Consider the following 23,224-nt stretch of genomic DNA (forward strand, 5'->3'; position numbering starts at 1 on the left):
GTCACGTAAGGCGTGCTGATTAAACCTGTCGACTAAGCGCGGCGCGCACTTTTCGTACCCGCCACGAGATGCGGACGATAGAGAAGGCGGCGACGACTACCAGCATCAGGCCCAGCGCCAGCATCGCGTGGAATCCAAACTCTCTGAACAGGATCAGCCCCGCGATACCTCCGCTGATAAAGGAGAAAAGGGTAGTTAAATGGGTTTTGAGCTGACTCTTTTGCGCGGCCGTATCTTTGGAATAATCCCGGCGCATCATGGCGACCATAACGGAGGCCAGCGAAATGCCCGCATCGGTCAGCGTGCCGGTGATGTGTGTGGATCTTACCCGTCCACCGGATAGCTGAGTGGAGGTGGAATTATGAATTCCCATCAACCCGCACAGGAAAATAATAATCTCCTGATTCGTGGCAAAGGAGTGAAAATACATTTCGTACAGGGATACCCCTGCCAGTAATAGCCCTTCAACAAACAGAACCTGGCTGAATACCAGCCTGATGTTATGGATAATCCCCCAGATAACAATAATCCGCGCAGCGATGGCACCTGAGACAAACGAAAGAATAATGGCGCCGAAGAAAAGAATATCGCTGAGATCGGTGGAGGAAACTTCGCTGGATAGCTGCGAGGTATTGCCCGTCATATGCGAGGGAAAAAAGCCGAATGCGCCCAGCGCAATGGCATTCAGCAGTCCCGCGGAGGTCGCCAGCCAGAGGGCAAGACGACGATCCTCCTGATGCGTTCGTTCTTTCTTTAATTTAATCAGCAAAGAATACCTCCGGTTTGAGCTTTGCCTGAACGCTCAAGCTAACAAAGCGATGTCGCTGGCTGACCAGGATATTGCTTAATTATTATTTCAACGGGAGGAGTGCGAGGTTTTGTAATTAAATAAAATAACCTTGTTAATATAATGCTTTATTGCTGATGACGCGAGCAGACTGGCGGGCATAAATACCGGCCCAGTATGCATGCTCGCTGGAGCGGGATGAGATTTGATTCAGTGTAGACATAGGTGTAATTCACAACGACGAGAAGAGAAGCCAGCATCTGGTCGCCGATGTTCCTGGGAATGTACAGATCGCCAGCCAGGGTGATCCCGTATCGGTTCTCGAACGTCACCTTGCGGTGGTCGACTTTATCGCTCTCGGCGAAGGTCTTATCCCAGGTTGTCACCATCGAAACGCGGGCGTCAGGATTTCGTGTTTCTTACTAATTCATTGTTTTAACTCAACTTAATGATGCGCATAGCAGCACAGCGGACAGTTTGGGTGAATGTTTTCATTCGACGCTGGCGTCCGGCTGGGGCCGGATGATTGCCGTGCGCATCACGCCCGATATGGAGATGGCTGTGGTTGCCGCTCCGGCGCATTTTCGGCGCTATGGTTTTCCGCAGACGCCCGCCGATCTGGATGCTCATCCCTGCATTGCCTACCAGTTCGCCGACGGTAACCACTATCAATGGGAGCTTGTGCAGGATGGGAAGCGAGTGACTCACCGCCCGGAGGGGCAATGGGCCTTTTCCGACAGCTACATGGAGGCCGAAACGGCCCGGCTGGGACTCGGGCTGGCCTATGTCCTGGTTGAGCTGGTGGCTGACGATCTGGAGCGTGGCACGCTTATACGCGTTTTACAGCGCTATAGCCTGCGGATGGACGGACTGTACCTCTATTATCCACACCGCAACGTGTCCCCGGCGCTGAGAGCGGTGATTGATACGCTGAAAATTTAGAGTGCCTCTGCGCTACGGTCTATACAGCCCCTGCGTTTGTGATACGCTACTATTTTATATAGCGCAGCTCAACTAAGGCTCTGAAATGACAAAAATAACGCCAGAATATACGGTAGTTGACTTATCACGTTGGGCAAGAAAGGAACACTTTGAAGTATTTCAGGGCTTTGCTCAATCTACATTTAACCAAACGGTTCAGCTGGACATTACCGTGCTGCTAAAGCATATCAAAGAGGTTGGCTGGAAATTTTATCCTGCGATTATTTCCCTTATTTCTCACGTCGTAAACCGGCATCCGGAATTCCGTATGGCCATGAAGGATGATGAGCTTGTAATATGGAATGAGGTTCATCCAAGCTATACCCTTTTCCATAAAGAAACGGAAACGTTTTCATCGTTGTGGAGTCATTACGATGGAAATATTCACCATTTTCAGCGCGTTTATGCAGAAGATGTTGCCCGCTATGGCAATATCCTTGCTTACTGGCCTAAGGAAGAGTCCCGGGAGAATATATTTTTCATATCTGATATTCCGTGGGTCAGTTTTAGCAGTTTTAACGTCAACGTCGCTAACATGCGGAATTTTTTCGCGCCCATGTTCACGTTTGGAAAATACTATAACCAGGATGAAAAAGTCTTGTTGCCTTTCGCCGTTCAGGTCCATCATTCTGTTTGTGATGGCTTCCATGTAGCCAGGATGATCAACGAGTTGCAAGAGTTATGTGATAATTTACCACACCATTCAGAGGCGCCGAACGTGTGATTCACATGTTTTTAACATACGTCTGACGAGAGGAAATGCTGTAACCAAATTTTACGCCAGAACAGATTAAAATATTCAATCGCATTGTTTTCGAGAAGATCGAAATAATGCATGATTAAGCCGCGAGCCGTTTCCGGCCCGCGGCGGCATGACAGGTGATGAGTCGTTCTGACGATCAGGCGGCTTTGACGGCCCGGATTTTTTTGCTGCTATCCGCATCTGATGCTGTTTTATCCGTTGCAGCATTGAGCTCGGGAAGCTTGCTGGTACGCAGGATATGCTGCACGGACTCTTTCTGCTCGGCGAGATACAGACCAAGGTTCTCCGCCTGCGTTTCATCCATCTGCATTCCGCTTTGCAACAGCCAGTCAGTGAACGCTTCTGCCATATCGAGCAGTTTGTCGTGAGCGTCAGCCTCTTTCTTACTGGCAAAAGTCATTTTCTCTTCACCTTTTCTTACGACAACAAATTTTGTTTCAACAGCCATTGCGCACCCCCATATGCTGTAATTATATACAGTATAGCAGTTGTGAAGTTGCGTTGCAGCAAAAATGTCCGAACCTGGCTTACACAACGGATGTACAAGCCAGGAGCTGTTATCGGTACAGCGTTTTTTCGGCAATCGGGATCAGCAAAGTGGACTGCCATTCCGACAGGGTCAATTGAGCCAGTTTACCCAGCGCCGCGTAGAAAGGATGAGCCGCGTTTTCAACGAATACGGTCAGGAAACGCGTGCTCCATGGCAGCAGATGCCAGGCCAGAAGCTGGTCGCGTTCTGTTTCGCGACCGTTCTCGGCAAGCCATGCCGCCAGCATCAGCAACGTTCCGAAATGATCTTCAGGCTCATTCTGCTGCATCTCAAAGGCGATATGGTTTTCACGCATCCACTGACGCAACGCGAGGGTCGAATCGCCAAACAGCACTGACTCGCGATCAAGCCAGACCGAGCCCCACGGGGGGGCGGGCAGGGCATACGGGCCAATAAACAGACGCTGCCAGGCGTCTTTCAATGCTTCATCCGATGGGGTCTTAAACATACTGGCGACAGGCAGCAGGTTTTCCTCCGCCAGCGGCCAGTCCTGAACCCAGTCACCTGCGGTCAGGGCACTCACCAGCGGCGCGGTCTGCTCGCTGTCTGGGGCGAAATAAAACAGCGCGCCCAGTACCCGGGCGCTGAACGCGAACGATTCGCGGTGTGAGACATCATTCATTACAACTTTCCTTACTTGCGCGCGGGTAGCCCCGCGCACCTGTGTTAACCTGCAATTGCTAACCCTGCGGTCATATGCAGACCATAAAATAGCCCACGGCCAATCAGTTCACCCAGCACCACCAGAACGACACCTGCAAACAGGCCGAGCGTTTTTGGCTCCTGACGACGAATAAGCGGGCAGATCCAGCAGCCTAAACCCGCCGCCAGCAACGCGATGCGCCATACCTGAAGCGAACCATAATCTGGCAGCAGGGCGCTGGCCTGCTGGATGGAACTCTGTATCGTCCCCAGCGTATTGCTTTGCAACACGACGACCGCCACGCAGACGATAATTGCCAGTATGCTGACAGACGCGGCAAGAGTACCTTTGAATGTCACGTTTGCGACGCGTAGCAGCAGCGCGGCCAGCAGAGGACCAGCAAGGACCATCGTCAGGAAGAAGCTCAGCGTGGTGTAACCCGTATACCAGGTCGGGACAGTCTCTATCTGATAGACCCGGGTCATCGCCCAGACAAAAACGATACCCAGAAGCTGGCTGACAACCAGCCAGATTTTGCCCAAAGCTGGGGGCATTTTACCGATAACCGACACCAGCCACCAGAAACCGCCCACGGCAAAGAAGATCGAACCTGCCGCGATCTCATTACTCAGCGCTGACGCGACCACGCGGTTAAGCGAGTTGAAGGCACGCAGCGGGGAGCCAAGATGCAGCACCGAAGCCATAAACCCAATACCCATTACCAGCCAGAGAAAAAACAGGCTGCGCACGATGCGCATTCTGGCCTTGTCATCATTTTCCTTAAGCCAGACGAAGCCCATCACGATTAACGCGCCGGCCACGCACTGCCCGAAAACGGTGAAGATCACCAGCGGCCATTCATGCCATCCACTTCCCATCTCACACCTCCTTCGGGTTTGCCAGGTAGCCGGTGGTGTCCCCCGTCGGACGGCTGTTGGCGTTAGGTTTAATCACAATACTCGGCTTTGTGAAGTGCGCAGACGGCAGCGGCGCGACGGCAGCAAGCTGGCCGTGTTTTTTGCGCAGCTCCTCAATCGGGCCAAAGTCCAGCGCGCGCAGCGGGCAGGATTCGACGCAGATGGGCTTTTTGCCGTCCGCCACCCGGCTGTGGCAGCCGTCGCACTTGGTCATGTGGCCTTGGGCGGCATTGTACTGCGGCGCGCCGTACGGGCAGGCCATGTGGCAGTAGCGACAGCCGATGCAGACATCCTCGTCCACCACCACAAAACCGTCGTCGCGCTTGTGCATTGCCCCGCTCGGGCAGACCTTGGTGCAGGCCGGATCTTCGCAGTGGTTGCAGGCAATCGACAGGTAATAGGCGAAAACATTCTGATGCCAGACGCCGTTATCCTCCTGCCAGTCGCCGCCCGCGTATTCATAAATACGACGGAAGCTAACGTCCGGGGTCAGATCTTTGTAATCCTTGCAGGCCAGCTCGCAGGTTTTGCACCCAGTGCAGCGGCTGGAATCAATAAAAAATCCATACTGGGTTGTCATCGGTTAATCCTTATGCCTTCTCGATCTGCACCAGGTTCGTGTGCTGCGGGTTGCCTTTCGCCAGCGGTGACGGGCGGTGCGTGGTCAGGGTATTGATGCAGGAGCCGTGATCGACACGATCGCCGTTCATGTTGGCGTCATGCCAGGCGCCCTGGCCCATCGCGCTTACGCCGGGCATGATGCGCGGGGTGACTTTCGCAGCAATGCGCACTTCGCCGCGGTCGTTGAAGACGCGCACCATATCCCCATTTTTGATACCTCGTTGCTCTGCATCCACAGGGTTAAGCCACACCTCCCGGCGACAGGCGGCCTGGAGCACATCTACGTTGCCGTAACTGGAGTGGGTACGGGCTTTAAAGTGGAAACCGAACAATTGCAGCGGGAATTTGCTGCGCTCGGGCGCGTCCCAGCCTTCAAAGGTTGAGGTATAGACCGGCAGCGGGGTGATGGTTTCGTCTTTTTGCAGTTCCCAGGTTGCCGCAATATCCGCCAGCTTGCTGGAGTAGATCTCGATTTTGCCCGACGGGGTTTTCAGCGGATTGGCATCCGGATCGTCACGGAATTTTTTATAGGCCACAAAATGTCCATTTGGATCTTTGCGCTTATAAATACCCATTTTTTTCAGCGCGTCGTAGGACGGCAGCAGCGGATCTTTGGCGACCATTTTGTCGTACAGATAGCGCAGCCACTGCTCCTGCGTACGGCCTTCGGTGAATTTCTGATGGATATCCGGCCCGAGGCGTTTCGCCACTTCGCTCATGATCCAGTAAATGGGCTTGCGCTCGAACTTCGGGGCGGTAACCGGCTGGAGGAAAATCAGGTATCCCATGTTGCCGGCGTAATCGTTGGGGATGATATCTTCCTGCTCGACGGTCATCAGATCCGGCAGAACAATATCGGCATACTTCGCAGACGAGGTCATGAAGTTATCAATGACGACGATCGTTTCGCACTTGCTCTCATCCTGCAAAATGTCGTGAGTTTTGTTGATATCGGAGTGCTGGTTGATGATGGTATTACCCGCGTAGTTCCAGATGAACCTGATCGGCACATCGAGCTTATCTTTGCCGCGTACGCCGTCGCGCAGGGCGGTCATCTCCGGTCCACGCACGATGGCATCCGTCCAGCTGAAGCAGGAGATTTGCGTTTTCACCGGATTTTCCGGCAGCGGCATGCGTTCGATGGTGATGGTGTAGGTCGATTCGCGTGCGCCGCTGTTACCGCCGTTAATGCCGACGTTGCCGGTCAGGATCGGCAGCATGGCGATGGCGCGGGACGTTTGCTCCCCGTTTGCCTGACGCTGCGGGCCCCAGCCCTGGCAAATGTAGGCCGGTTTCGCCGAACCGATTTCACGGGCCAGCTTAATGATGCGTTCGGCAGGGATGCCCGTTATGCGAGACGCCCAATCCGGAGTTTTCGCGGTTTTGTCATCACCCTGGCCGAGAATATAGGCTTTGTAATGACCATTAGCTGGTGCGCCTTCCGGCAGGGTTTTTTCGTCATAACCCACGCAGTATTTATCGAGGAAAGGTTGATCGACCAGATTTTCATTAATCAGCACCCACGCAATACCTGCCACCAGCGCGGCATCGGTGCCCGGACGAATCGGGATCCACTCGTCTTCACGCCCTGCGGCAGTGTCGGTATAACGCGGATCGATAACGATCATCCGCGCGTTTGACCGTTCGCGCGCCTGCTCAAGGTAGTATGTGATCCCGCCGCCGCTCATGCGCGTTTCCGCCGGATTATTGCCGAACATCACCACCAGTTTGGTGTTTTCGATATCCGATGTGCTGTTGCCGTCGTTGCTGCCGTAGGTGTAGGGCATTGCGCAGGCGATCTGCGCGGTGCTGTAGGTGCCGTAGTGGCTGAGGAAGCCGCCGTAGCAGTTCATCAGGCGCGCGACCAGCGAGGCGTAAGGGGAGGAACGGGTGATGTTGCCGCCTACAATTCCGGAGGAGTAGTTAATTTAGACCGCTTCGTTGCCGTATTTTTCGACCACGCTTTTCAGACTCGCGGCGATGGTGTCCAGCGCTTCTTCCCAGGTGATACGCTCAAACTTGCCTTCTCCGCGTTTGCCCACGCGTTTCATCGGATAGTTCAGACGGTCTGGGTGATTGATGCGACGGCGAATTGAACGGCCTCGCAGGCAGGCGCGAACCTGATGGTTGCCGTAAACATCCTCGCCGGTATTATCCGTTTCAACCCAATAGACTTCGTCATCGCGAACGTGCAGACGCAGCGCGCAGCGGCTACCGCAGTTTACCGAGCAGGCGCCCCAGACGACTTTGTCTTCTGCGGGCTGAATAGCGGACTGCACAGCGGCGGCGGCGCTTTTCAGACCAAAAGGTAATGCGATCCCACCGGCGGCAAGCGCCAGAGATCCTATGGCAGTAGATTTAACCAGAGTTCGACGGCTTATCCCGCCGTGATGTTCAACTTCGGACATGACTCACCCCATCATTGTTAATAATTATTTTCACCCGTGACTACAACCGGGCTAATGATGGGGGGAGTGTTACTTATTTAGAGGTATTAAATATTAATCCTCGTCAAATCAGGGGAATTGAGTGGGAAAATCATTGCGGCTCAGCGGGCGCATTCTCCTGCGTACCTGCGCCGCTCACCGGGTAGTTGCCGCTACTGGTGCGGGTGTACAAAATTTTGAAAGTATCGTTGGCACAATGCCCAACGACCTGCGCATCCGGCTGATCGGCCTGATCGTTCGGGACGATGTTCAGGGTAAAGCCAGACTCCGGTACGCCGTTGTTGATAATCTTCTGCTGAATGTCGCTTTTCACGCGCTCGCAGGAATCCGGGGCCGCAAGAAGAGCGGGTGAAGCACTCATTAACAGCAGGGCGGTAATCCAGGGTAACCGTTTCATCTGTAGCTCCTTTTCACTGTGTAGACTGTAAGCATAGCAGGCTAGGGTAAGCTTTTGTTTTTGGGTCTGTCTTTCTGAATTGTCCTGGAGCCCTGCCTGCGTCATAAAATAAATTGCGAATAATGGTGCTGATTGTCTACCAGATAAGAAGGCAGGGTGCGTTTTGATACCTCTTGCCTGACCAGTTTTCGGTCTCGTCCCCAGATATCTTCGGCGTTGGTGATAACCTTCATAATATGTTCCGGGTTATTGAATTCCGGCAGATCGTATTCGGTATGAGAAATGGTAGACATTTTTTCAGAAATTCTTTCTGGGGTCATTACCCAGGAGAAATGCCAGCCGCCATCTTTCACAATCTTATTATTGATTTTTAGCCAGTTCCATTTAAACCATGACCAGTTTTTATCTTTGCGCGCACGCTTCCAGTTTCGGAAAGATTCAGGCTCACCGTGGAAGAAATGCTTAAGGTTGTAATAGGACGTCGCGCGCGGCAAAGTACATTTTCTAGGCGTACCATCCGTGTTGTGAACCTGGAGATTAAACTGATAGTTGAATACGTTTTGATGAATAGTCGTGCAGAGCGCGCGCGGATTAATGGCCCTGACCGTGTCGGGAGAGAAGATTTCGTCAACGTCTGACACCAGAATCAGATCGTCGTCTGCCGCGTCTTTTAACCCGTTCATAATGGAGTTGCGAAGCGCTGCTTCATTTGCCCATGCATCAACCTGGTTATTATCCGCCCGGTTTAAAATAGGCTGCGCGTCAAAAGGCACGTAAATGATTTTGTCTTTGAATTTGGCAAACTTCGTAATATCGAAATGCAATTCTCGCGGTATGCCCGTAAAAGAGTGTGTTGCTTCTACAATGACAAAACGGTCAACAACATCAGCGAGAGTATGTAATCTGATGTCGAGCAACATATCTTCGTCATAGTATAAAAAACAGTCGTAAATCATGATGTTAACCCGAAAATTTAAGAATCTAATTTTATAATAGTGTGGAATCTTCCGCGCCCAAAGTAGCCACTTTGGCAGGTCTCGTCAATGCAAACGACGGATTTATACAGCGCGAAGAGTCAAATGAAGTGCTGTTATGTAAGTTGCTGTATTTGCTAATATGATTGTATCTCTCTCTGAACGGTAAATGATGTGAACAAATACGCAGCGATAACGCTACTGGCAACGGTACTGGTGGGATGCGACAACAACACCGCGCCGCTGTCATTTACGCCAGAGATGGCGAGCTTTTCGAACGAGTTTGACTTTGATCCTCTGCGCGGGCCGGTGAAGGATTTTACCCAGACGCTATTCAACGATAAGGGTGAAGTCTCTAAACGTGTGACCGGCACGATGTCAACGGAAGGGTGTTTCGATACGCTTGAACTGCACGATCTCGAAGCGAATACGGGCGTTGCGCTGGTGCTGGATGCTAACTACTACGTCGATGCGGAAACCCAGCAGCAGAAGGTAAAGTTGCAGGGGAAATGCCAGCTGGCGGAACTGCCGTCTGCCGGCCTGACGTGGGACACCGACGATAACGGGTTTGTGGTTGCAGCGCACAGTAAAGAGATGGAAGTGAAGTACCAGTATGACGCCGACGGCTACCCGCTGGGTAAAACTACGGTTTCCGGCGACCAGCGTTTATCGGTCAAGTCGGTGCCTTCGAAAGATCTGCGCAAGCGCATGGATTATACGGCGGTAAGCCTGTTGAACGATAAACCGATGGGCAATGTAAAGCAGAGCTGTGATTACGATCGCCACAACAACCCGGTGAACTGTGAGCTGGTGATAACAGATGACAGCGTCAAACCTGCCGTTGAGCGCAAGTACACCATCAAAAACAGCATTGAATATTATTGAGAATAAAACCGCGCAGGTTACTGCGCGGTAGGTTTAAGCAGGCTGGCGGAGGAGGACTTATGCCCGGCCAGATGCTGATGCTGGAAAATGCACATGCGTATGGTGTTACGGTATTCGCCGTTAATAAAGAACTCATGGATCAGTTCACCTTCCACCATAAAGCCCAGCTTACGGTAGATATGAATCGCTTTTTCGTTCTCTTTGTCGACGATAAGGTAAAGCTTGTAGAGATTCAGGACGTTAAACCCGTAATCCATCGCCAGCTTTGCCGCTCGCGACGCAAGACCTTTCCCCTGGTGCTCCGGTGAGATAATGATCTGAAATTCCGCCCGACGGTGAACGTGGTTGATCTCAACCAGTTCAACCAGCCCGGCTTTTTCACCTTCGCACTCCACCACAAACCGGCGTTCACTCTGATCGTGGATATGCTTATCGTAGAGATCGGACAGCTCGACAAACGCCTCATAAGGCTCTTCAAACCAGTAGCGCATCACGCTGGCATTGTTGTCGAGCTGGTGAACAAAGCGTAAATCTTCGCGCTCCAGCGGACGGAGCTTAACGTCACACGGCGTCGACATTACGGTGCTACCGTGCGGCCAGTGCGACGATCGAGACAGCGCAGGGTGTTAGGCTCCCAGTAAGCGTTGACGTTGGCACTTTGCTGGCATTTGTCGCGGGCATCAAACGCGACGTCTTCTTTATCCCACTCTTTCTCCACGCGCTTATTCACTTTCTGACGCAGGCTGCGGGTGTCATTCCATTGTTCTTTGTCCATGGCAGCATTCTGGCGGCTTTGCGCGCTGTCACCAGACTCAATGATGAGTTTGCTGGTTTCGGCTGATGCCGTTGCGGCGAAGGCGAACGAGGACAGTGCCAGTGCGGCTGTCAGACAAAGGCGTTTGCTTAATGTAGTCATAGCGTTTCCTTTAAACGGGTGCAGAGAATCGGATTACCCCGTTGGATTCTACACCAATCCGAAAGGGTGTCATACCCGCGCGGCAGGTATGGGAACGATGTGAACATTATCGTGTATGATGTCTAAATCAATCCTCACGAAACGAGAAAAATGTTCAAAACGACGCTGCTTTTTTTCGCGACCGCGCTGTGCGAAATCATCGGATGCTTTTTGCCGTGGCTCTGGCTAAAGCGGGGCGCTTCCGCGCTGCTGCTGATCCCGGCGGGTGTGTCCCTGGCCCTTTTTGTCTGGCTGCTCACCCTGCATCCGGCCGCCAGCGGGAGGGTATATGCGGCCTACGGCGGAGTGTACGTCTGTACCGCGCTGCTGTGGCTGCGCGTTGTCGATGGCGTCCGGCTAAGCCTGTATGACTGGGCAGGCGCGCTGATTGCCCTGTGCGGCATGTTGATCATCGTGGCCGGTTGGGGACGCGCATAAGCGTCCTTATAGTGTGATCGCCCGCTGATTTTACGATCATTATACTTGTATGGTAGTAGTGTGGTTGCGTAAATTTCCTGCATCACAACGAGCGATGTAAGGAAATGGATTATGAAGATTGTCGGGGCTGAAGTATTTGTCACCTGCCCGGGGCGTAACTTTGTCACCCTTAAAATTACGACCGATGAGGGCATTGTCGGCCTGGGTGATGCCACGCTGAACGGACGCGAACTTTCCGTTGCCTCTTACCTGAAAGATCACCTGTGCCCTCAGCTGATTGGCCGCGATGCGCACCGCATCGAAGATATCTGGCAGTTCTTCTATAAAGGCGCTTACTGGCGTCGTGGTCCGGTCACCATGTCAGCGATTTCTGCCGTGGATATGGCGCTATGGGACATTAAGGCGAAAGCCGCGAACATGCCGCTCTATCAGCTTCTGGGCGGGGCTTCCCGGGAAGGGGTGATGGTTTATTGTCACACCACCGGGCACACCATTGACGACGTGCTGGAAGATTATGCCCGTCATAAAGAGATGGGCTTCAAGGCAATTCGCGTGCAGTGCGGCGTGCCGGGAATGAAAACCACCTACGGCATGGCCAAAGGCAAAGGGCTGGCGTATGAACCTGCGACCAAGGGCGCCTGGCCGGAAGAGCAGTTGTGGTCCACCGAGAAATACCTCGACTTCACGCCCAAACTGTTCGACGCAGTGCGCAGCCAGTTCGGTTTCAGTGAACATCTCCTTCACGACATGCACCACCGTCTGACGCCCATCGAAGCGGCGCGGTTCGGCAAAAGTATTGAAGATTACCGCCTGTTCTGGATGGAAGATCCGACTCCCGCTGAAAACCAGGAGTGTTTCCGCCTGATCCGCCAGCACACCGTCACGCCAATTGCGGTGGGGGAAGTGTTCAACAGCATCTGGGACTGCAAGCAGCTGATTGAAGAGCAGCTCATTGACTATATCCGCGCCACCATAACCCATGCGGGCGGCATCACCGGGATGCGTCGCATTGCGGACTTTGCCTCACTCTACCAGGTGCGTACCGGCTCACACGGCCCGTCGGATCTGTCGCCGATTTGCCACGCCGCGGCGCTGCATTTTGACCTGTGGGTACCGAACTTTGGTGTGCAGGAGTATATGGGTTATTCAGAGCAGATGCTGGAAGTGTTCCCGCACAGCTGGCGCTTCGATAACGGCTATATGCACCCGGGCGACAAGCCAGGGCTGGGCATTGAGTTTGATGAGAAGCTGGCAGCGAAATACCCGTACGATCCGGCTTATCTGCCGGTGGCCCGTCTGGAAGACGGCACTCTCTGGAACTGGTAAACGAGGAGCGAATGATGAAAAGCGTAGTGATCCAAGAGCCGAATGCGCTGGAGATTGCGGAGCGTCCTCTCCCGTTGCCGGGGGCAGGCGACGTCCGCGTCAAAATTAAACTCGCCGGTATCTGCGGTTCAGACAGCCATATCTATCGCGGGCATAACCCGTTTGCAAAATATCCGCGGGTAATCGGTCACGAATTCTTTGGCGAAATAGACGCGGTTGGCGAAGGCGTGGAGGGCACCCGACTGGGTCAGCGCGTTTCGGTGGATCCGGTGATCAGCTGCGGGCACTGCTACCCCTGTTCCGTTGGTAAACCGAACGTTTGCACCTCGCTGGTGGTGCTGGGCGTCCATCGCGACGGTGGTTTCAGCGAATACGCCGTCGTGCCGGCGAAAAATGCCTGGCACATTCCGGATGCGATCCCTGACAAACACGCGGTGATGGTTGAGCCATTCACCATTGCCGCCAACGTGACGGGGCAGGCGAAACCCACCGAACAGGACGTGGCGCTGATCTACGGCGCAGGCCCGATGGGGCTGGTCACCGTGCAGGCGCTGAAGGGCGTTTACAAGGTGAAGCAGGTCATCGTGGTAGATCGCATTGATGAGCGGCTGGAGATGGCGCAACGCAGCGGCGCAGACTGGGTCTTCAACAACGGCGAGCAGTCGTTACAGACTGCGCTGGATGAAAAAGGCATCAAGCCGACATTAATCATCGATGCTGCCTGTCATCCGTCCATTTTGCAGGAAGCGATTACGCTGGCGTCTCCGGCGGCGCGCATCGTGCTGATGGGATTTTCCAGCGACCCGAGCCAGATCGTGCAGCAGGGGATCACCGGCAAAGAGCTGTCGATCTTCTCTTCGCGCCTGAATGCCAACAAATTCCCGGTGGTCATTGACTGGCTGGAAAAAGGGCTGATCGACCCTGAAAAACTGGTCACCCATACATTTGACTATCACCACGTTACAGACGCCATCGAACTGTTTGAAAAAGACCAGCGGCAGTGCTGCAAAGTCTTGCTCACGTTCGACCAATAATAATTCACGCGGTAAAGAGCCTGCGAAGACAGGCTCTAAGTGGTACGCATCTTACCTTTCAGAGATAGCCATTATGACTCAAGCACAACCTCAAAGAAGTACGTCAGATTTGGTGAAAGCCGCCGTATCTGGCTGGCTGGGCACCGCCCTGGAATTTATGGATTTTCAGCGCTACGATTGGTATGTATAGGATATACAAAGATATTATGCAGCAGGCCTGTTGCTGTGGGGCATCGTTGGGGCAAAGTCGCTTAATTTTGAGCTCAACAATGCTATCTGGTCCAGGTTGTTTTCCTCCATCCACTTTCCGTAAACCTGAAAAACCATTTGAGCATCGGCATGGCCCATCTGGTTAGCAATGAAGTTCGGGTTTGCTCCTGCCGAAAGTGACCAGCATGCATAGGTGTGTCTCGACTGATAAGATTTCCGGTGGCGAAGCCCGGCTCTTTTCATCGCTGCATCCCACGAATTCCCTATGGAATTGATGGAGAAGTGCTTGCCGTAATTCCCGGCCCTGGCTGTCAGCGACGGCAGGAAGACGAACGTGCACTTACTGAATTCTTTCTTTCCGTACTCCCTCAGCTTAACGGCTACGTTATGCTCCTGAGAGAGGCGGGTCATTTCATACTGGCTTTTGAACGCCTCGAGTGCAGGCTCGATCAGGTGCACAACCCGGTTAGTGCCAGCATTGGTTTTCGGCAGAGTGAATATCCCTTTCTGAGTCAGGCTCCTTCTTACTGTGAGAGTCCCCGCCTTTAAGTCCACATCCTCCCAGGCAAGCCCGCATAGTTCACCCGGCCGCAATCCGGTGTAAACGGCGATAGCCCAAAGATTTTTACTCTGCTGATGATGGCAGGCGTCTATCAGGCGTGGGAATTCTTCTCTGGTGATAGGGTCAGGATCCGGGCGTGACTCTCGCAGTGGTGCAATTCCCGTCATCGGTGACCTTGAGATATACCCGTTTTCAACTGCAAACTGGAATATGCCAAACAGCACGGTCATATAGTTGTTCACCGTGACAGAGGATCGACCCCTCTTTGCCGTTTTATGTCCCTTCTTCATGACCTGATAACCGGTCAGCAATTCCTTTCTAACTTCCAGCATGCTCTCTTTTGTTATTGAAGAAAGAAGGGCGCCATGGCCAATGATAGCCATGACATTAGCAATCACGCGAGCATAAGTATTTAGCGATGATTCAGCCACCTCCATTTCTTTCAAAGCGAGCCACCTTCCAGCAAGCTCTCCGATCGTCACCTCCTGCCTTGATTCTCCAAAGCGTTGTAGGTTTTTAGAGTTAGGAAACTGAGACGAATAGATGAAGGTGCCGGTCTTGATCGCATAGCATATTGATGTGCGAAGCTCGCCAGCAACCTTCCTGTTTTTCGGTGTGTCCGGAACACCAAGGCCTTCCCTGACCCTGACCCCTTTATAGGTAAACCACAGCCGCAATGTGCCGCCGTGGTTCTCAACCCCGGTTGGATATTTAGACATGCCTTTTCCTCTCTGTTAAAGGTATGGCTATTTAAGCAGATTTCTGGCGGGGGATCGCCGGGCGCTGACGCTCTACCCAGTTATCGACCTCGTGGCGGTTATAGAGGATAGGGGAGTTATCCTTCGGCTGGCAGTCGCCGGAGTAGTGCTTGTACTCGCGCCCCTCCATCCATGACAGGGTGCGGGCTGACTTAATCGCGTTCTTTGTCAGGCCGGTCAGCGCGATCAGCAACTCCTCAGAAACCCATTTGTTTGGTACCAGATGAATAATGTCGCTCATGGTTTTCTCCAGGCAAAAAGAAGCCGCCCGTAGGCGGCAATAACATCAAGGGATGTGAGGCGGTGCTTTCGCACCCAATAGCCAGCTCATAACTGGCTATCAGTTGCGTCAATCGTCTTCATCTTCGTCCCAGTCCTCGTCGTAATATGGCGAGGCGAGAAGTGGGTTGGTTGCTGAGAGAATCTCTCCGGCGGCGCCCTGCCGCTGAAGTCGACGAAGCGCTTCGTATAGCTCAAAGGCCTCGGTTCGCTCGTCACCTATATCGAGGGCGCATGCAACCTTGTGCGCCTCGGTGACTAGGGTTGATAGCTGGTTTCGGATGTCATGAATGGTGCTCATAGTTCTCCTCATGCCGCACGCTGGGCGCGCAGCTTCTTCAGGTGTTCTGCTGTTTCGATTTCTTCGGCGATCCGCTCGGCCTGTGCTTTGGTCAGCGGCTCGAAATCCTGATTAAAGCGTCCCATGCTGGCAATGCAGGTGCGGCCGTTGCGGATGTAGTGGATGACTTCGTGGGTAGCGCGGAGGATTTTGCAGGGTTCACCGAACATGTCGGCGTACCAGGTATTAGGCTGTATTATCCTGAACATGGGGCACCACCTTAAATTCGATTACCCAGACCCATGGGTTGGCCTTCCAACTCTCCTCGCCGTAGATTGATTCCCACAGGTACTTAAATGCGCCTGTTGCCGTTGGTCTTCCAGTCATATTGTGGTCTGCAATGCAGTCGTAACAGTCCTGTGAGTCAGCAAGTGCATCCATGTCGATGCCTTCCGCTTCTGCATCCGCTTCACTGATGCCATTCAAGCGCTCAATCCGCACACCGGTAATCTCCAGCAGAATGCGACAGGCTGCGCGAGGCATGTGGATAGATGGTTTCCAGCACGAACGGCCATCTTCATAGCCATCGTCATCACCCCAGGTAAAATCCCCGTCTGCTGCGTAGATAGCGTGACCAGAGTAGAAACCATTACCAAACGGCATTTCGTTAATGGCTGTGGCAGGACGATCAGGACTCCATGGCTGAATGCGACCGTCTTCATCCAGTTCATGACTCACTACGCCCCACGTTTCCCGTACCCAGATGCGATCGCCAACCAGACCGAATGGACAATTACTGGCAAGACTGTGTCCTGGAATTGCAGGAACAGATTTCATGCTCCTGACCCATCCAGCACCGTATACCTCATAAAAACTACCATTGAGGACAGGCTGTACCTTCATGATCCTGCGTGTCTGCGTCTTCCGACCGCCGAGGATGGCGCGCACCATCTCTCCGTTGAAAATCATTCCGCGCTCTTTCACTGGATCCCCCTCTGCTTGTTTCTTAATTCGATCACGCCCTGGCACTCCGCACACGTTTGGCAGCCGGGAACGGCAGCGCGCCGCGGTGCCGGGATATCCTCGCCGCATTCCGCGCAATGCTCAGCTGATACGGCGTTGCGGTTGATCCGGTGAGCTGAAAGGGCCGCGTTACGCTGAAGCTCTTCAATCTCTGCTGCTGTGTCGATGATGTCCATGGTCACTCCTTACTCGCGGTTTGGCCGTGATTAGCGAATACGCCATGTCGTGCATTTCTAAATGACTCTACGGCTTGAATTGCATCTTCAATATTTTCAAATTTACCCAAGTGATATTTCTTTCTGTCAAACATGCACTGGGAGTGCCATTTCTTAGTTTTATTGCACCAACTGACACCTTTGTGACCGCTTTTGTTGGTCTTGCGCAGCTTTTGGTTATGCATGTTTTGGGTGTGAGTCGCTGGGCGTAGATTTGCGATACGATTGTCGGTACGAACGCAGTTGATATGGTCAAGATGACTTGGAGGGAATTCGCCAAACATGTAAAGCCAGGCCAATCTGTGCGCCAAGTAATTCTTCCCGTCGAGCTTAATCCCGATGTAACCATTGCAGGTCAGGCTGTCAGCTGGCATTCCCGGCTTTATGCAATAAGCGGTGGATTTTATCCAAGTAAACGATCCAGTAAGCGGGTCATAATCTAAGCACTCCTTAAGTCTTGCCTGAGTAATCATGGTCAATGCTCCAGGAACTGTCGGTTAATTCGGTTGAAGGTGAACGCCAGCAATAAAAAAGGCCGCGATAGCGACCTGGCGATTAGCGCCTTGATACTGGCGTTGTCTGTTTCTGGTGTCATGCGGCCTCCGTTTTCACAACATCAATGGCGCAGCCGGGAAGCAATTTTCTGGCGGCTAACTCGTTTTCATGTGGAAAGTTAAGTCGCGCATATGCGCCGAACAGCTCGCGAGCAGACTCGTCGTAAGCGCGAGCGGCCTCTTCCGCCGAACGGTAGTAGCCTAGGTGGCGGCGCTCACGGCCTATTGTGATATTTGCACGGTATGGTTTTGATAAGTTATTAGCCCGAGAGACGCCTTTATATCCCGTTAAATTCGCTCTGCTTAACTCTCTGTTATGTTGGTTCTGATTTAGCGTAGCCATACGCAAATTGGACCATCGGTTATTCGTGCCGTCATTATCAACATGATCGATGTGATACTTTGGCCATTCACCTGTCACCATCAGCCAAATGAGACGATGCGCGCGATAGAGGCGGCCAATCCTAACTTTGACGTAAAGCTTTCTACCGTTCCCACAAACCGAGCCAGCAACACTACCTTTCTGGACTTTTTTGCGACAAGTCTTCCAGGTCAGCAGCCCTGTTGTGGGGTCATATCCCAGAAGCTCTCTAACCATTTCGGCAGTTAATTCAGGGCAATTTCTACTCGGCATTTTCATATCTCCCCGGAACAAGCTTCACATCGCCATCAACTTCATTCCCCCAAGCATCCCAGCCCGGCGCCGCGCTGCGGCTAAACAGCTCAATGCGCGGCACATCTCCGTAAAGCAGTTCAAGTCGGTGGCGCACTTCCCATGGCTTTTCGCTGTGCGCGCCCAGCGGGCTGTAGACCACCTGCTTAATCCCGGCGTGCTTTCGCTCCAGTCCGGTGCCGCGGGTGGCAATCAGCAGATCTTCGGTATTGGCCCGGGTGTGGTTGCCGCCGTTCATGCGCGTCTCGGCGTTAAGCAGATCGAGGAAGTCGTAAAAGTCGGTGATTTCACCCTCGGCCAGCGCCTTGTTGATGCGCAGTTCCGCGTTCTGATTCAATTTCACCCAGGTAAAGCCTTTCATCGTGCGAACGGTAAAGCCCCAGGCCTCGGCAAGTTCGATAGCCTCCTGGTTATGTGTGCCGGTGTACCACATCGCCAGCACCGCGTTATCGGCGGCAAGTTCCCACACTGGCAGGCGCTTGATGTCGATTAACTTCATGGTGGAGTAGTGGTCGGTGGCGGCCCCGTTGCTGATGGTATTGCCGTAAGACCATGGTGGATCGACATACAGAAGTGAGTATTTCGCTGTCATGCCGCCTCCTGCCTTTCCCGATATTCCTCAGCGAGCCGCTGCGCCTTTAAAGGATTACTGACCACTTCACCCCATGGCATTAGCCAGCCGTTACCAATAAAGGGAAGGCACAGTGTGCCAACCATGATGTCGTCGTGAGCGTGAGTCATAGGATGGACTCCATTTCGTCGATGTAGAGGCCCTGAGCAATCAGGCGGCTACGGCGGGCGGCACGTTGAATGCACTCCTGTCGTCTACCTTCCTGCGACTGCTCAATGGCGCGCCGGGTGAACAGGCGTGATTTGCCCTGTGGTGTTACGACCTTTGGCTTCGTGACCAGGTCGAAAGTGCGGTCGCAGATGCCGTCCTCGTTGATCCATTTTTCCGACTCAACGATCTGAGCTATCTGTCCGGAGCCGCGGGTAATGCCGTTGGCAACCCGGTTAAACTCGATGAGCGTTACGCCGAACTTCTCGGCTATTTCGCTACCGGTGACCGGGCGGCCGCGCGTCTGAATCATCCAGATAACGCGCTCACGGAGGCCAGAGAATTGCCCGGTTCGCCCGGGCCGACGATAGAAGGGTGTGCGTTTCATGCTGCACGCTCTGTGATTTTCAGAATTTCCGATTCCAGATCTGCAAGGAAGCTCTTAACCTCAGACTCGATTTCGCGCGCCAGCTCTTCATCGAAATGAATTCGCTTCTTGAAATAGGCGAGGTCAGGAGGCAGGCGATCATCGAAACTAACGAAATCACACCATTTCCGCCCGGTGCACATCATCTGCGCATGCATTTGCAGCATGTACTGGCGCTTTGGCTCGCCAGTTTTCAGCGTTTCAAGATGGGTCCAGGTGTTGGGGCACTTGATTTCGATAAGCCCGTCGTCGGTGACAAGTCCGTCCGGGCTGGCTGCGAATCCGGGTATGGTTGGGTGATCGATGAGTCCAACTTCAGTGATTGCCGCATCGAACTCATTCAGGGCGTACATTTCGCGCGCCACTGGCTCAAGTTCAGTGCCGCGCATCATCGCGGCATTCGAAAACCCTTCCTCCAGCTTCCCGGTCAGCCGTTGGCAAATCAGCTCGGCCATGTAGTTCTGGCGGCTGGTGGAGTAGCCCGACTTAGTCCGGGCCATGACATCAGCCAGGCGACTCGCTGTGACCTTGCCGCAGCGCGCAGCAAACCATTCAGGGGTGCGTTGCTCCATCATTCAGCCTCCATCTCTGCGACATTGACAGGTTCGGCGTTGTCGACAGCAAGACTCATGTCATACATACGTCGTTTCTCAACTGCGCCGATCACCTGCTTCTCTTCAGCGCTCAGCGCCACCCAGAACTCCTGATACTTAACGGTTCCAAGGCGCGCGGCGGACTCACCTTTTGCGATCAGATCCGGGCGACGGCTATCTGATTCATGGCCCGCATGAACCTCTGCCGTTGTTCCTTCAATCACTCGCTCTGCCTCGTCCTGGTCGAAGATGCCAGCGAAACCAAAGGCCAGGCGCGCGCATTGGATAAGTGTCTTATGGCGAAGCATGCGGGTAGGGTGGGACTGCCAGGGTTGAGTATTGCGTTTACACTCTCCCATGTACTCGGTGACGATGGTCGGGTGCTTACGGTCTTTGCGGTAAATCTTGCAGGTACACGCGCCTTCCTCCTTGTCGTAAGAGAACTCCATGCCGTCAAACTGAGGATGTTCGTTGATAATGCGAGCCCATCCATCAACGCCGACAACCGGGACAATCCCGCCTTTATCTGGGAAGGCATAAATCTCTTTTGTCCATGGGTTCAGGCCGTACTGGTTGGCGACGATCAACAGGGCTGTAAACTGCTCGTCCGTGACGTTGCCACCTTTGAACGCTGTATTCTTCAGCGTATTCATCAGGTCTGTACCGGCATCCATGCCGAGGCGTGCGGCCAGTTTCCCGGCCATGGTGGAAAGTGCAGTACTCATTGTTAAATCCCTCAAAAATTAAAACGGGCAGCCGGTACGGTGTTCCCAGTCGTATTCCGCCTGGGCGTAAGCAACTGCCGAAATGAAATCGTTGTAGGCCTCGCCAGCTTTATCGCTGCGAAGTCCTTCGTATGGGCTGGAGTCAATCGGGACCGAGAAGTGGAAGAGGCCGGACGGCTCTTTTGGCATCATGTCGATGATTTTCTGCGCCCGGTCGTCGATCCATTTCTCTTTCTCGTCGGTGAGCTGCTGCTCAACCCAGCACCGATCTTCGATGCGGTCGTAAGTGAGGTATGCGTTCATGGTTGCCTCAGTAATGAATTTTCGCGCATGGGATCAGGTCATCCTTCAGTGCGGTAAGAACTTCGATAGCCTGCTCGCGGGTTAAACTGGTGTGGCTGGTGAGTGCGTTAACGATGTTGGTGCCGACCGTCTTGCGATGCTTTACATCAGCTTCGCGCTTTGCCTGTTCGTCGGCGATGCGCTTCTCTTCGGCCAGGCGTTTCTCTTCTGCCTGTTTTGCCTTGAGGCGCTCAGCTTCCACTGCCGCTGCTTTTTCGCGTTCCGCCCGGGCTTCTGCTTCCTGCTTCTCACGTGCCGCACGCTGTTCCGCTTCGATGCGCTGGCGCTCCGCAGCTTCAGCACGCGCTTTCTCCTCAGCTTCTCGTCGTGCTGCGGCTTCGAGTTCAGCCTTCGCATTTTGCTCTGCATCACGACGAGCCTGTTCTGCCGCTTCCCGGCGAATATTTTCCTCACGTTCCAGGCGAGCTTTTTCTTCCGCTTCTTTACGAAGGCGCTCAAGCTCTGCTGCTTCATGCTCACGCTGCTTTGCGACGATCAGGGCAGCTTCAAGCTGTTGGATGGTGGTGTCTTTAGCCACTCCAGCTTCAGCTGCTAATTCCTGCCAGCTGTCATCAAGTGCAACAGCTTTTGCTGACTCAATGCGCTGCTGAATTTCAACTGACGGCAGGTAGCTACCCACGCCATCAATCACATCAGCCAAAGATCGCAAATCAGCAAGCCGCTGCTGCAGCGCTTCCTTTCTTGCCGACTCGGCGTTTTCCCAGTCAGTGAGCGGTTTGCGTACTTCATCCTTCAGCGCGTCCAGCCGTTCACGCACAATGCGGCGGCTTTCGTCGATCTGCTTCGGCAGGGCTTTAAGCTCAGCTACCAAATCCTTGCCGGCGTTGTCGATGTAGGTTTTGGAACGGGCAACCTTGCGCGCCATGGATGCGATAGCGTCGCGGCCTTTACGGGTCGACACATCCGGTACCAGGCTGCGAGCTTCTTTCTCGATCGCCTCAATAATCGGGTCGAGCTGCTCTTTGGTGGTGAATACCGCCATTGCGTTCTGTTTCTCAATGACGATTAAGTCCGTTACTTCGCTCATGGTTTCTCCTGAAATTTGGATGTGCAGATCCCGCCCGCAGAAGCCAGGCCGATCGGTTGAATAGGGTGGTTAGTGCTGGATGGGGTTGCCGTGACCGTCCAGAAGAACGTCAATCACGCAGTCACTGAGGCGGATGATTTCTGCATCGGTGTGCAGGTACACCCATTTGCGCTCCTGAATGACTGCTGACACGCGATAGGTTCGGCCTTCATGCATTGCCATCATGCCGGGCGTGACGCACTGACGAATGAGCGGGGTAGTGCCGTAGTGGTGCATCATTTTTTCCCCTCCACCTGAGCCAGTAAGCCAGCAACGTGCATCTGCCAGCGGTTCAGTGTCATCTTTTCACGCGGGCTTGATACCGACGTCAGCTGCCACTCGTTTTCGTTGAGCTTTTTGGCGGTGTACTGCTTGCCGTTATGGGTGATTGTCATGATGCCTCCCGGGCGCGGAGCATCTCGTCGGCCATTTCGTAGGCCAAGCCAGGAATAGCACCCTGCGGTTCATGCGCTGCTATCATTGCCTGCATAGCCTTAGCTGCGAAGTAGTCACGCAGCGTCATGCCCGGGCCAGAGTATTTGGAGTCGTAATTATCATCTCGGGTTGGAAACGCCTGTTCGTATTCTTTATTGCTCATAAATCCTCTTGGCCTTATCGCGGCGAACGGAACGGTTAATACAAGACTTCAACGCATTTATTCAGTGTTTCAATGGGCGGTGGATGGCCGCCGGTTGTTATAACTAAGCCGCCTCGGTGAAGCGACTGAGGTATGAAAAAACCCGCCGTAGCGGGTCTTCAGAAATAGTCTTTATGGTCGTGCATCGCTCGCTGGAGGATCACCTTTGCATCTTCAAAGCTGGCAGATTCAAAAGCCTCTCTTATGGCCTTAGCCAGGCAAGTCGCATCGCTTTCATAGTCATCAGCTCTGCTTTTGAAGTGGTTTACTGAATTTGGCCACCTGAACAGAGGTGATATGCTCACCTCAGAACAACACAGGTGTCATAATGAAAAAAAGAAATTTCAGCGCAGAGTTTAAACG

32 protein-coding genes and 3 pseudogenes are annotated in these 23,224 nt (G+C 53.4%); 6 read left to right on the forward strand and 29 right to left on the reverse strand.

Features of this window, described 5'->3' with window-relative positions; translation table 11 throughout:
• Positions 1–19: 19 nt before the first annotated feature.
• Positions 20–769: a YoaK family protein gene (locus ACOTX1_RS18750; RefSeq protein ID WP_023314061.1), complete on the reverse strand. Its 750-nt coding sequence runs from the start codon at positions 767–769 to the stop codon at positions 20–22.
• A 257-nt stretch (positions 770–1,026) separates the two neighbouring features.
• Positions 1,027–1,176, reverse strand: a pseudogene (locus tag ACOTX1_RS18755) (alpha/beta hydrolase); the annotation flags it as partial.
• Between the two features lie 105 nt (positions 1,177–1,281).
• On the opposite strand from ACOTX1_RS18755, the pseudogene ACOTX1_RS18760 reads away from it, so the two are divergent.
• Together ACOTX1_RS18760 and catA are read left to right on the forward strand one after the other, a co-directional pair.
• Positions 1,282–1,729, forward strand: a pseudogene (locus ACOTX1_RS18760) (LysR substrate-binding domain-containing protein); the annotation flags it as partial.
• 85 nt (positions 1,730–1,814) lie between these two features.
• Positions 1,815–2,492, forward strand: a complete 678-nt coding sequence (gene catA / locus ACOTX1_RS18765) for a type A chloramphenicol O-acetyltransferase (RefSeq protein ID WP_023314064.1) — start codon at positions 1,815–1,817, stop codon at positions 2,490–2,492.
• A gap of 175 nt (positions 2,493–2,667) precedes the next feature.
• On the opposite strand, the gene ACOTX1_RS18770 is transcribed toward catA, so the two are convergent.
• The 7 genes and pseudogenes from ACOTX1_RS18770 to ACOTX1_RS18800 form a co-directional block, all read right to left on the reverse strand.
• Positions 2,668–2,979, reverse strand: coding sequence for a YebG family protein (locus ACOTX1_RS18770; RefSeq protein WP_032634159.1), 312 nt, complete (start codon positions 2,977–2,979; stop codon positions 2,668–2,670).
• Positions 2,980–3,088: 109 nt separating this feature from the next.
• On the reverse strand, positions 3,089–3,703 hold the full coding sequence (gene dmsD / locus ACOTX1_RS18775; RefSeq protein WP_023314066.1) for a Tat proofreading chaperone DmsD: 615 nt from the start codon (positions 3,701–3,703) through the stop codon (positions 3,089–3,091).
• Positions 3,704–3,747: 44 nt separating this feature from the next.
• A complete protein-coding gene (locus ACOTX1_RS18780; protein ID WP_023314067.1) occupies positions 3,748–4,602 on the reverse strand; it encodes a dimethyl sulfoxide reductase anchor subunit family protein in 855 nt (284 codons plus the stop codon).
• A 1-nt stretch (position 4,603) separates the two neighbouring features.
• The gene (locus tag ACOTX1_RS18785; protein ID WP_023314068.1) at positions 4,604–5,221 is read right to left on the reverse strand and encodes a DMSO/selenate family reductase complex B subunit; all 618 of its coding nucleotides are present in this window, start codon (positions 5,219–5,221) and stop codon (positions 4,604–4,606) included.
• 10 nt (positions 5,222–5,231) lie between these two features.
• Positions 5,232–7,670, reverse strand: a pseudogene (gene ynfE, locus ACOTX1_RS18790) (selenate/tellurate reductase subunit YnfE).
• 130 nt (positions 7,671–7,800) lie between these two features.
• Positions 7,801–8,106: a DUF1161 domain-containing protein gene (locus ACOTX1_RS18795; RefSeq protein ID WP_003857424.1), complete on the reverse strand. Its 306-nt coding sequence runs from the start codon at positions 8,104–8,106 to the stop codon at positions 7,801–7,803.
• A 101-nt stretch (positions 8,107–8,207) separates the two neighbouring features.
• Entirely contained in the window at positions 8,208–9,062 is an 855-nt protein-coding gene (locus ACOTX1_RS18800) for a benzoate transporter (protein WP_003857421.1), read from the reverse strand.
• A gap of 192 nt (positions 9,063–9,254) precedes the next feature.
• On the opposite strand from ACOTX1_RS18800, the gene ACOTX1_RS18805 reads away from it, so the two are divergent.
• Positions 9,255–9,965 (forward strand): YnfC family lipoprotein, encoded by a 711-nt coding sequence (locus tag ACOTX1_RS18805; RefSeq protein WP_003857419.1) that lies wholly within the window; start codon positions 9,255–9,257, stop codon positions 9,963–9,965.
• Positions 9,966–9,982: 17 nt separating this feature from the next.
• Here ACOTX1_RS18805 and speG read toward each other — a convergent pair whose 3' ends face one another.
• Both speG and ACOTX1_RS18815 read right to left on the reverse strand, forming a co-directional pair.
• Complete coding sequence (speG, locus tag ACOTX1_RS18810) at positions 9,983–10,543, reverse strand: spermidine N1-acetyltransferase (RefSeq protein WP_003857416.1); 561 nt, start codon at positions 10,541–10,543, stop codon at positions 9,983–9,985.
• Positions 10,543–10,881 carry a DUF1283 family protein gene (locus ACOTX1_RS18815; RefSeq protein ID WP_023300007.1) on the reverse strand — a complete coding sequence of 113 codons (339 nt, stop codon included), beginning with the start codon at positions 10,879–10,881 and terminating at the stop codon, positions 10,543–10,545. Before ACOTX1_RS18815 ends, speG begins: the two co-directional genes overlap by 1 nt.
• 150 nt (positions 10,882–11,031) lie before the next feature.
• Between ACOTX1_RS18815 and ACOTX1_RS18820 the strand changes: the two genes are divergently transcribed.
• The 3 genes from ACOTX1_RS18820 (at position 11,032) to ACOTX1_RS18830 (ending at position 13,718) form a co-directional block, all read left to right on the forward strand.
• The gene (locus ACOTX1_RS18820) at positions 11,032–11,358 is read left to right on the forward strand and encodes a YnfA family protein (RefSeq protein ID WP_003857412.1); all 327 of its coding nucleotides are present in this window, start codon (positions 11,032–11,034) and stop codon (positions 11,356–11,358) included.
• 111 nt (positions 11,359–11,469) lie between these two features.
• Positions 11,470–12,684: a D-mannonate dehydratase ManD gene (manD, locus tag ACOTX1_RS18825; RefSeq protein WP_023314071.1), complete on the forward strand. Its 1,215-nt coding sequence runs from the start codon at positions 11,470–11,472 to the stop codon at positions 12,682–12,684.
• A 14-nt stretch (positions 12,685–12,698) separates the two neighbouring features.
• Positions 12,699–13,718, forward strand: a complete 1,020-nt coding sequence (locus ACOTX1_RS18830) for a Zn-dependent oxidoreductase (RefSeq protein ID WP_023314072.1) — start codon at positions 12,699–12,701, stop codon at positions 13,716–13,718.
• Between the two features lie 204 nt (positions 13,719–13,922).
• Here ACOTX1_RS18830 and ACOTX1_RS18835 read toward each other — a convergent pair whose 3' ends face one another.
• The 18 genes from ACOTX1_RS18835 to ACOTX1_RS18920 form a co-directional block, all read right to left on the reverse strand.
• On the reverse strand, positions 13,923–15,209 hold the full coding sequence (locus ACOTX1_RS18835) for a tyrosine-type recombinase/integrase (RefSeq protein WP_049133016.1): 1,287 nt from the start codon (positions 15,207–15,209) through the stop codon (positions 13,923–13,925).
• Between the two features lie 31 nt (positions 15,210–15,240).
• A complete protein-coding gene (gene xisR / locus ACOTX1_RS18840) occupies positions 15,241–15,489 on the reverse strand; it encodes an excisionase family protein (protein ID WP_049133014.1) in 249 nt (82 codons plus the stop codon).
• Between the two features lie 108 nt (positions 15,490–15,597).
• Complete coding sequence (locus ACOTX1_RS18845) at positions 15,598–15,840, reverse strand: hypothetical protein (RefSeq protein WP_059452713.1); 243 nt, start codon at positions 15,838–15,840, stop codon at positions 15,598–15,600.
• Positions 15,837–16,076, reverse strand: a complete 240-nt coding sequence (locus ACOTX1_RS18850) for a DUF4222 domain-containing protein (RefSeq protein ID WP_059596181.1) — start codon at positions 16,074–16,076, stop codon at positions 15,837–15,839. Before ACOTX1_RS18850 ends, ACOTX1_RS18845 begins: the two co-directional genes overlap by 4 nt.
• Complete coding sequence (locus tag ACOTX1_RS18855; protein WP_263522486.1) at positions 16,054–16,791, reverse strand: hypothetical protein; 738 nt, start codon at positions 16,789–16,791, stop codon at positions 16,054–16,056. The genes ACOTX1_RS18850 and ACOTX1_RS18855 overlap by 23 nt, the downstream gene beginning before the upstream one ends.
• A complete protein-coding gene (locus ACOTX1_RS18860) occupies positions 16,788–17,006 on the reverse strand; it encodes a TraR/DksA family transcriptional regulator (protein WP_126502145.1) in 219 nt (72 codons plus the stop codon). The genes ACOTX1_RS18855 and ACOTX1_RS18860 overlap by 4 nt, the downstream gene beginning before the upstream one ends.
• Positions 17,007–17,008: 2 nt before the next feature.
• The gene (locus tag ACOTX1_RS18865; protein WP_263522482.1) at positions 17,009–17,518 is read right to left on the reverse strand and encodes an HNH endonuclease; all 510 of its coding nucleotides are present in this window, start codon (positions 17,516–17,518) and stop codon (positions 17,009–17,011) included.
• Between the two features lie 118 nt (positions 17,519–17,636).
• On the reverse strand, positions 17,637–18,239 hold the full coding sequence (locus ACOTX1_RS18870; protein ID WP_263522480.1) for an HNH endonuclease: 603 nt from the start codon (positions 18,237–18,239) through the stop codon (positions 17,637–17,639).
• Positions 18,223–18,864, reverse strand: a complete 642-nt coding sequence (locus ACOTX1_RS18875) for an MT-A70 family methyltransferase (protein ID WP_263522478.1) — start codon at positions 18,862–18,864, stop codon at positions 18,223–18,225. The genes ACOTX1_RS18870 and ACOTX1_RS18875 overlap by 17 nt, the downstream gene beginning before the upstream one ends.
• Complete coding sequence (locus ACOTX1_RS18880) at positions 18,861–19,013, reverse strand: DUF1317 family protein (RefSeq protein WP_047357022.1); 153 nt, start codon at positions 19,011–19,013, stop codon at positions 18,861–18,863. The genes ACOTX1_RS18875 and ACOTX1_RS18880 overlap by 4 nt, the downstream gene beginning before the upstream one ends.
• Positions 19,010–19,438, reverse strand: a complete 429-nt coding sequence (locus tag ACOTX1_RS18885) for a regulator (protein ID WP_263522475.1) — start codon at positions 19,436–19,438, stop codon at positions 19,010–19,012. Before ACOTX1_RS18885 ends, ACOTX1_RS18880 begins: the two co-directional genes overlap by 4 nt.
• The gene (locus tag ACOTX1_RS18890) at positions 19,435–20,052 is read right to left on the reverse strand and encodes a lambda exonuclease family protein (RefSeq protein ID WP_263522474.1); all 618 of its coding nucleotides are present in this window, start codon (positions 20,050–20,052) and stop codon (positions 19,435–19,437) included. Before ACOTX1_RS18890 ends, ACOTX1_RS18885 begins: the two co-directional genes overlap by 4 nt.
• Complete coding sequence (gene bet / locus ACOTX1_RS18895; RefSeq protein WP_060614596.1) at positions 20,049–20,795, reverse strand: phage recombination protein Bet; 747 nt, start codon at positions 20,793–20,795, stop codon at positions 20,049–20,051. The genes ACOTX1_RS18890 and bet overlap by 4 nt, the downstream gene beginning before the upstream one ends.
• Positions 20,796–20,813: 18 nt before the next feature.
• Positions 20,814–21,098 (reverse strand): host nuclease inhibitor GamL, encoded by a 285-nt coding sequence (gene gamL, locus ACOTX1_RS18900; protein ID WP_263522473.1) that lies wholly within the window; start codon positions 21,096–21,098, stop codon positions 20,814–20,816.
• A gap of 7 nt (positions 21,099–21,105) precedes the next feature.
• Complete coding sequence (locus ACOTX1_RS18905; RefSeq protein ID WP_263522472.1) at positions 21,106–22,185, reverse strand: hypothetical protein; 1,080 nt, start codon at positions 22,183–22,185, stop codon at positions 21,106–21,108.
• Positions 22,186–22,254: 69 nt separating this feature from the next.
• Positions 22,255–22,464, reverse strand: coding sequence for a hypothetical protein (locus ACOTX1_RS18910; RefSeq protein WP_001514158.1), 210 nt, complete (start codon positions 22,462–22,464; stop codon positions 22,255–22,257).
• Positions 22,461–22,619 carry a hypothetical protein gene (locus ACOTX1_RS18915; protein ID WP_171963603.1) on the reverse strand — a complete coding sequence of 53 codons (159 nt, stop codon included), beginning with the start codon at positions 22,617–22,619 and terminating at the stop codon, positions 22,461–22,463. The genes ACOTX1_RS18910 and ACOTX1_RS18915 overlap by 4 nt, the downstream gene beginning before the upstream one ends.
• Positions 22,616–22,822, reverse strand: coding sequence for a hypothetical protein (locus tag ACOTX1_RS18920; RefSeq protein WP_128310937.1), 207 nt, complete (start codon positions 22,820–22,822; stop codon positions 22,616–22,618). The genes ACOTX1_RS18915 and ACOTX1_RS18920 overlap by 4 nt, the downstream gene beginning before the upstream one ends.
• Between the last annotated feature and the right edge of the window lie 402 nt (positions 22,823–23,224).

Origin of the sequence: Enterobacter cloacae complex sp. IR5401, from assembly GCF_049238425.1 — a bacterium.
GTDB classification, from domain to species: domain Bacteria; phylum Pseudomonadota; class Gammaproteobacteria; order Enterobacterales; family Enterobacteriaceae; genus Enterobacter; species Enterobacter hormaechei_C.

Excerpts from the sequence above, each read along its gene's own strand:
- speG (WP_003857416.1), bottom strand. The coding sequence starts at position 10,543 with ATGTCGACGCCGTGTGACGTTAAGCTCCGTCCGCTGGAGCGCGAAGAT.
- ACOTX1_RS18905 (WP_263522472.1), bottom strand. The coding sequence starts at position 22,185 with ATGAGCGAAGTAACGGACTTAATCGTCATTGAGAAACAGAACGCAATG.
- ACOTX1_RS18780 (WP_023314067.1), bottom strand. The coding sequence starts at position 4,602 with ATGGGAAGTGGATGGCATGAATGGCCGCTGGTGATCTTCACCGTTTTC.
- dmsD (WP_023314066.1), bottom strand. The coding sequence starts at position 3,703 with ATGAATGATGTCTCACACCGCGAATCGTTCGCGTTCAGCGCCCGGGTA.
- ACOTX1_RS18880 (WP_047357022.1), bottom strand. The coding sequence starts at position 19,013 with ATGACTCACGCTCACGACGACATCATGGTTGGCACACTGTGCCTTCCC.
- catA (WP_023314064.1), top strand. The coding sequence starts at position 1,815 with ATGACAAAAATAACGCCAGAATATACGGTAGTTGACTTATCACGTTGG.
- ACOTX1_RS18875 (WP_263522478.1), bottom strand. The coding sequence starts at position 18,864 with ATGACAGCGAAATACTCACTTCTGTATGTCGATCCACCATGGTCTTAC.
- gamL (WP_263522473.1), bottom strand. The coding sequence starts at position 21,098 with ATGAACGCATACCTCACTTACGACCGCATCGAAGATCGGTGCTGGGTT.
- ACOTX1_RS18920 (WP_128310937.1), bottom strand. The coding sequence starts at position 22,822 with ATGAGCAATAAAGAATACGAACAGGCGTTTCCAACCCGAGATGATAAT.
- ACOTX1_RS18865 (WP_263522482.1), bottom strand. The coding sequence starts at position 17,518 with ATGATTACTCAGGCAAGACTTAAGGAGTGCTTAGATTATGACCCGCTT.
- ACOTX1_RS18850 (WP_059596181.1), bottom strand. The coding sequence starts at position 16,076 with ATGTTCAGGATAATACAGCCTAATACCTGGTACGCCGACATGTTCGGT.
- ACOTX1_RS18890 (WP_263522474.1), bottom strand. The coding sequence starts at position 20,052 with ATGATGGAGCAACGCACCCCTGAATGGTTTGCTGCGCGCTGCGGCAAG.
- ACOTX1_RS18815 (WP_023300007.1), bottom strand. The coding sequence starts at position 10,881 with ATGACTACATTAAGCAAACGCCTTTGTCTGACAGCCGCACTGGCACTG.
- ACOTX1_RS18800 (WP_003857421.1), bottom strand. The coding sequence starts at position 9,062 with ATGATTTACGACTGTTTTTTATACTATGACGAAGATATGTTGCTCGAC.
- ACOTX1_RS18885 (WP_263522475.1), bottom strand. The coding sequence starts at position 19,438 with ATGAAACGCACACCCTTCTATCGTCGGCCCGGGCGAACCGGGCAATTC.
- ACOTX1_RS18915 (WP_171963603.1), bottom strand. The coding sequence starts at position 22,619 with ATGACAATCACCCATAACGGCAAGCAGTACACCGCCAAAAAGCTCAAC.
- ACOTX1_RS18795 (WP_003857424.1), bottom strand. The coding sequence starts at position 8,106 with ATGAAACGGTTACCCTGGATTACCGCCCTGCTGTTAATGAGTGCTTCA.
- manD (WP_023314071.1), top strand. The coding sequence starts at position 11,470 with ATGAAGATTGTCGGGGCTGAAGTATTTGTCACCTGCCCGGGGCGTAAC.
- ACOTX1_RS18870 (WP_263522480.1), bottom strand. The coding sequence starts at position 18,239 with ATGAAAATGCCGAGTAGAAATTGCCCTGAATTAACTGCCGAAATGGTT.
- ACOTX1_RS18860 (WP_126502145.1), bottom strand. The coding sequence starts at position 17,006 with ATGGACATCATCGACACAGCAGCAGAGATTGAAGAGCTTCAGCGTAAC.
- ACOTX1_RS18770 (WP_032634159.1), bottom strand. The coding sequence starts at position 2,979 with ATGGCTGTTGAAACAAAATTTGTTGTCGTAAGAAAAGGTGAAGAGAAA.
- ACOTX1_RS18785 (WP_023314068.1), bottom strand. The coding sequence starts at position 5,221 with ATGACAACCCAGTATGGATTTTTTATTGATTCCAGCCGCTGCACTGGG.
- bet (WP_060614596.1), bottom strand. The coding sequence starts at position 20,795 with ATGAGTACTGCACTTTCCACCATGGCCGGGAAACTGGCCGCACGCCTC.
- xisR (WP_049133014.1), bottom strand. The coding sequence starts at position 15,489 with ATGAGCGACATTATTCATCTGGTACCAAACAAATGGGTTTCTGAGGAG.
- ACOTX1_RS18845 (WP_059452713.1), bottom strand. The coding sequence starts at position 15,840 with ATGAGGAGAACTATGAGCACCATTCATGACATCCGAAACCAGCTATCA.
- ACOTX1_RS18830 (WP_023314072.1), top strand. The coding sequence starts at position 12,699 with ATGAAAAGCGTAGTGATCCAAGAGCCGAATGCGCTGGAGATTGCGGAG.
- ACOTX1_RS18835 (WP_049133016.1), bottom strand. The coding sequence starts at position 15,209 with ATGTCTAAATATCCAACCGGGGTTGAGAACCACGGCGGCACATTGCGG.
- ACOTX1_RS18820 (WP_003857412.1), top strand. The coding sequence starts at position 11,032 with ATGTTCAAAACGACGCTGCTTTTTTTCGCGACCGCGCTGTGCGAAATC.
- ACOTX1_RS18910 (WP_001514158.1), bottom strand. The coding sequence starts at position 22,464 with ATGATGCACCACTACGGCACTACCCCGCTCATTCGTCAGTGCGTCACG.